This is a genomic window from Kineococcus indalonis, from assembly GCF_009906395.1.
Lineage (GTDB): Bacteria > Actinomycetota > Actinomycetes > Actinomycetales > Kineococcaceae > Kineococcus > Kineococcus indalonis.
Genome location: NZ_JAAALM010000363.1, coordinates 1 through 4248, shown reverse-complemented (window position 1 = coordinate 4248; position 4248 = coordinate 1). Strand labels below are relative to the sequence as shown.

The window sequence follows — 4248 nt, the reverse complement described above, 5'->3', positions numbered from 1 at the left end:
GCGCGGGCGCCGCTCCGGTCCCGGGGCCGGCCCGGCGCCCGCGCCCCGCCGCGCAGGCGCCGGCCCCGCGCCTGGCGCGCACCGTGCTGCGCGCGGTCGTGGTGCACCCGCGCTGGGGGCTGACCGGCGCCGTGCTCTTCCTGGGCATGTCGCTGCTGGGGGCGCACGGCGCGGTCACCGGCAAGCTGTGGGGCGAGGTGGTCGCGGCGGTCGCCGGCGGGCCGGCGGGCGCGCCGGGGGTGTGGCAGCTGACCGCCGCGGTGGGCGCGGCGCTGCTGGCCGGGCCGTTCGCGCTGTTCACGGCGCTGCGCCTGTACCCGTCGTGGTGGAACGCCGTGACGCTGCGGGCCCGCTGCGCGGTGCTGGCCGGGCAGACCCGCCAGCACCGCCTGCCGCGCGTGCCCGCCGGGGAGGTCACCGCCCGGTGCCTGGACTCCGAGCGCTTCGTGCTCTACGTCGACCGGTGGGTCGACGTCGCCATCGGCTGCGTCGTCGTGGTGACGACCTCGCTGCTGGCGGGCACCGCGGGCGCCGGCGGCGTCGTCGCCGCGGTCATGGCGGTCTCGGCCGTGGTCTCGGTCACCGGCGCGGGGGCCGCCGGGCGCAGCGCGACGCGCGCCGGTGACGCCCGCGCCCGCTTCGGCCGCGCCCTGGGCTCGGCCGTCGACGCCGCCCGCACGGTGAAGCTGGCCGCCGCCACGCCCGGGGTGCTGGCGCAGCTGCACGCCGTGGACCGGACCCGGGTGCACGCCTCGGTGCGCGAGTTCCGGGTGCGGGCGGTGCTGGAGGGGGTGCCCGTGGTGCTGGTCCAGCTGGCCCTGGTGGCCGTCTGGTGGCTGCACCTGCGCGGCACCTGGGACCTGGCCACCACGCTGCTGGTGTCCACCGCGGTGGCCGGCTCCTCCTACTACGGGCAGGTCGCCGGGGCCGTCGTCACCGAGGCGCCGGTGGCGCGCGAGTGGCTGCGGGCGGTCTCCGCGCTCGCCGGCCGCGCCGACGTGCTCACCCCGCCGCCCGGGGTGGACCTCGTCACCGGCACCGCGCCGGCCCCGCCGGTGCCCGCGCACCACCCGCTGCGCGAGGTGGAGCTGCGCGGGTTCACCGCCGTCCACGACGACGGCACCGTGGGCGCCGCGGACGTGGACCTGCGCGTGGCGGCGGGCGAGCTGGTGCTGGTGGCCGGCCGCGTCGGCTCGGGCAAGTCCAGCCTGCTGGCGGCGCTGGCGGGCCTGGTGGACCACGAGGGCTCGCTGCGCTGGAACGGCGAGGAGGTGCGCGACCCGCAGACCTTCCTGCGCCCGGCGCAGGTCTGCTACGTGGCGCAGGTGCCCAGGGTGCTGTCGGGCTCGTTCGCCGACAACGCGGCCCTGGACCACCCGGGCGCCGCGCGCCGGCTGGAGCGGGCGCTGGCCGACGCGCGGATGGGGCCGGACGTCGCGGCCGCCGGCGGGCCGGGCGCGCTGGTCGGCCACCGCGGGGTGCGGCTGTCGGGCGGGCAGGTGCAGCGCCTGGCGCTGGCGCGCGCGCTGGCCTCGGGCGCGGACCTGCTCGTCGCCGACGACGTCTCCTCCGCGCTGGACGCGCGCACCGAGGTGGAGCTGTGGCGGGCGCTGCGCGAGCGCGGCACCACGGTGCTGGGTTCGAGCTCGAAGCGGGCGGCGCTGGCCGCGGCCGACCGGGTCGTGGTGCTCGTGGACGGGCGCGTGGCCGCCAGCGGGCCGTGGGCGCGGCTGGAGGAGCGCTGGGGCCACCTGGCGGGCTGAGACCCCGCGGGTCGGGCCCGCGACCTCCGGTGGACCGGGGGCCAGCCGCACGGGGGAGGGCCGGGTCCGCGCCCGGGTGCGATGCTCGGTGCCGACAGCGGCACGAGCACGAGGCGCGGGAGGTTGCGGTGGGCGAGAACGGCGACGGCAGGACCGGCAGGGGGGGCGCGTCCCTGGACGCGGTGCTGCGGGAGGTGCTGCGCGGCGGCCGGCTGGACCCGGGCGCCGAGCGCCTGGCCGCGCAGGGCGTGGAGCGGCTGCGCACCTTCCTGGCCGGCGACCCCTCGGTGAACCTCGGCAAGGGCGCGCCGGGCCCCGCCGGCGGGGCGGGCGAGCGGCTGGGCGAGCAGGTCGGCGACGCGGTGGACGCCGAGGTCGTCGAGGAGGAGGCGCCCGCGGCGGAGGCCGGGCGCACGCTGCGGCACGCGATCCCGCTGCGCGGCGGCCGGCTGGCGGAGGTCCTGGTGCCCGAGCACCTCACCGCCGCCGACGCCCGCCGCATCGCCGCGGTGCTGGAGGCGCTGGCCCTGGACGAGGAGGAGGGCGCGGGGGCGTGAGCGTGCAGCGCGACGTGCAGGTCACCGGCACCGTGCGGCTGGGTCAGTTCCTCAAGCTGGCCGGCGCCGTCGGCTCCGGCGGCGAGGCGCGCGAGGTGCTCTCCGCCGGCGAGGTCACCGTGAACGGCGAGGTGGACGAGCGCCGCGGCCGGCAGCTCTCCGACGGCGACGTCGTGGAGCTGGGCGGGCAGGAGTGGCGCGTCCTGGTCGGCTGAGCGCCGCCCCGGGGGCCCCGGCGCTCAGGCGGGTGCCGGGGCGGTGAGCACGCGCACCTCGTCGCCGGCGGCGCCCGCGGTGCCGTCGACGAGGACCGCCGCGCGGGTCCAGGGGCGGTCGGCGGCCAGGAAGGGCAGTTCCGCGGCCATCCAGTCGCGCTGCAGCCGCGGGGTGGACCGCCCGGCCGCGGCGCGCGCCGCCTCGCGGCGCAGCACCTCCTCGAACGGGGTGCTCACCCACGCCGCGGCGTCCACGAGGGGCGCCAGGGCGCGCCGGGAGGAGCCGACGCCCTCCACGACGAGCACGCGCGTGCCCGCGGGGACGCGCACCGCCCCCTCGCGCCCGCGCTCGTCCCAGGCCGGCGGGCGGTAGGCGACGGCCTCGCCGCGGCGGGCCGGTGCCAGCACGCCGGTGGCCAGCAGGTCGTCCCAGTCGAAGAACGAGTGCCACCAGGCGACGTCGTCGGTGTGCACCACGCACCAGCCCGGCCGGTCCTGCGCCAGGCGGCGGGCCAGGGTGGACTTCCCGCCCGCGCTGCGCCCGTCGACGGCGAGCACGACGGGGCGTCCGGTGACCGGCCCGGCGGCGGCGAGCAGGTGCGCGCGCAGCTCCTCCAGCGGCACCGCGCGCCAGGGGCCGGAGCGGGGTTCGTCGTCGTCGGGCCGCACGCGCCGATCCTGCCCGCCGCGGTCCGCGGGGGCCAGGGCCCGCGGGCGCCGGGGCCCGCGCGCCCGGTGCCCACGGCCAGCTCCAGCGCGCGCCCGCCGCCGGCGCGGCGGGCCAGGAAGTCGACCGCGGGGTCGAGCACCTCCGGCGCGAACACCTCCGCGGAGGAGTCGTCGTAGTCGCGGGCCACCTCCGGGCCCCACACCCGCACCGCGGTCGCCTCGGCGTCGAGCACGCCCCGACGCGCCCACCGCGCCGGCGGCGCGGGCCACGGGTTTTCCGCCCGGCAGGGCCCGGGGTATGCACAGGGCCGCCGCGGGGCTACCTTTCTCGGCACCAGGACCGTGCTGTGCATGCACGGGACCTCGACGGCGAGGGAGGGGGAGGCGGTGCGCGCTCGCGACCGCGCCTACGCGCAGCTGCGCGAGGACGTCCTCGACGGCGTCCTGGCCCCCGGCGCGGTGCTCGCCGAGGTGGAGCAGTCGGTGCGCCTGGGCATGTCGCGCACCCCCGTGCGCGAGGCGTTCGCCCGGCTCGTGGCCGACGGGCTGGCCGAGCCGCTGGCCGGGCGCGGGCTGGTCGTCAGCGCCCTGTCCGCCGACGCCGTGACCGAGCTGCACGAGGTGCGCGAGCCGCTGGAGCGCCAGGCCGTGCGGCTGGCCGCCCGCCGCGGCGACCCGGCCGTCTTCGCGGCCCTGGCCCGGCGCTTCGGGCGCGCGCCGGAGCTGCTCGCGGCGGGGGAGGAGGGCCTGCGCGGGTACTACGCGCTGGTCGCCGAGTTCGACGCCGCGCTGGACGCCGCCGTCGGCAACGCCCACCTGGTGCAGGCGCTGGGGACGGTGCGCACCCACCTGGTGCGGGTGCGGCGCCTGGCCCGGCACGACGCCGCCCGGCTCGCGCAGGCCGCCGAGGAGCACCGCCTCATCGCCGAGGCGGTCGCCGCCGGGGACGCCGGGCTGGCCGCCTCCGCCGTGCGCGTGCACCTGCACCGCAGCCGCACGCAGTTCCTGGCGCACTTCGCGCCCGCCGCCGCCCCGACCTCGGCG

At 80.3% G+C, this 4248-nt stretch carries 5 protein-coding genes; 4 read left to right on the top strand and 1 reads right to left on the bottom strand.

What is annotated here, in order from left to right; genetic code table 11:
• The 3 genes from GTR00_RS15725 to GTR00_RS15715 all read left to right on the top strand — a co-directional run.
• Positions 1 to 1763: ATP-binding cassette domain-containing protein (locus GTR00_RS15725; protein ID WP_166612534.1), on the top strand; the 1763-nt coding region annotated here is incomplete at its 5' end.
• Positions 1764 to 1891: 128 nt separating this feature from the next.
• Positions 1892 to 2320, top strand: a complete 429-nt coding sequence (locus GTR00_RS15720) for a hypothetical protein (protein WP_166612533.1) — start codon at positions 1892 to 1894, stop codon at positions 2318 to 2320.
• On the top strand, positions 2317 to 2535 hold the full coding sequence (locus tag GTR00_RS15715; protein ID WP_407659711.1) for an RNA-binding S4 domain-containing protein: 219 nt from the start codon (positions 2317 to 2319) through the stop codon (positions 2533 to 2535). The genes GTR00_RS15720 and GTR00_RS15715 overlap by 4 nt, the downstream gene beginning before the upstream one ends.
• A gap of 24 nt (positions 2536 to 2559) precedes the next feature.
• On the opposite strand, the gene GTR00_RS15710 is transcribed toward GTR00_RS15715, so the two are convergent.
• Positions 2560 to 3204, bottom strand: a complete 645-nt coding sequence (locus GTR00_RS15710) for a hypothetical protein (protein WP_323132521.1) — start codon at positions 3202 to 3204, stop codon at positions 2560 to 2562.
• Positions 3205 to 3591: 387 nt separating this feature from the next.
• Between GTR00_RS15710 and GTR00_RS15705 the strand changes: the two genes are divergently transcribed.
• Positions 3592 to 4248 (top strand): GntR family transcriptional regulator (locus GTR00_RS15705; protein ID WP_166612532.1); only part of this gene is annotated, 657 nt, incomplete at its 3' end.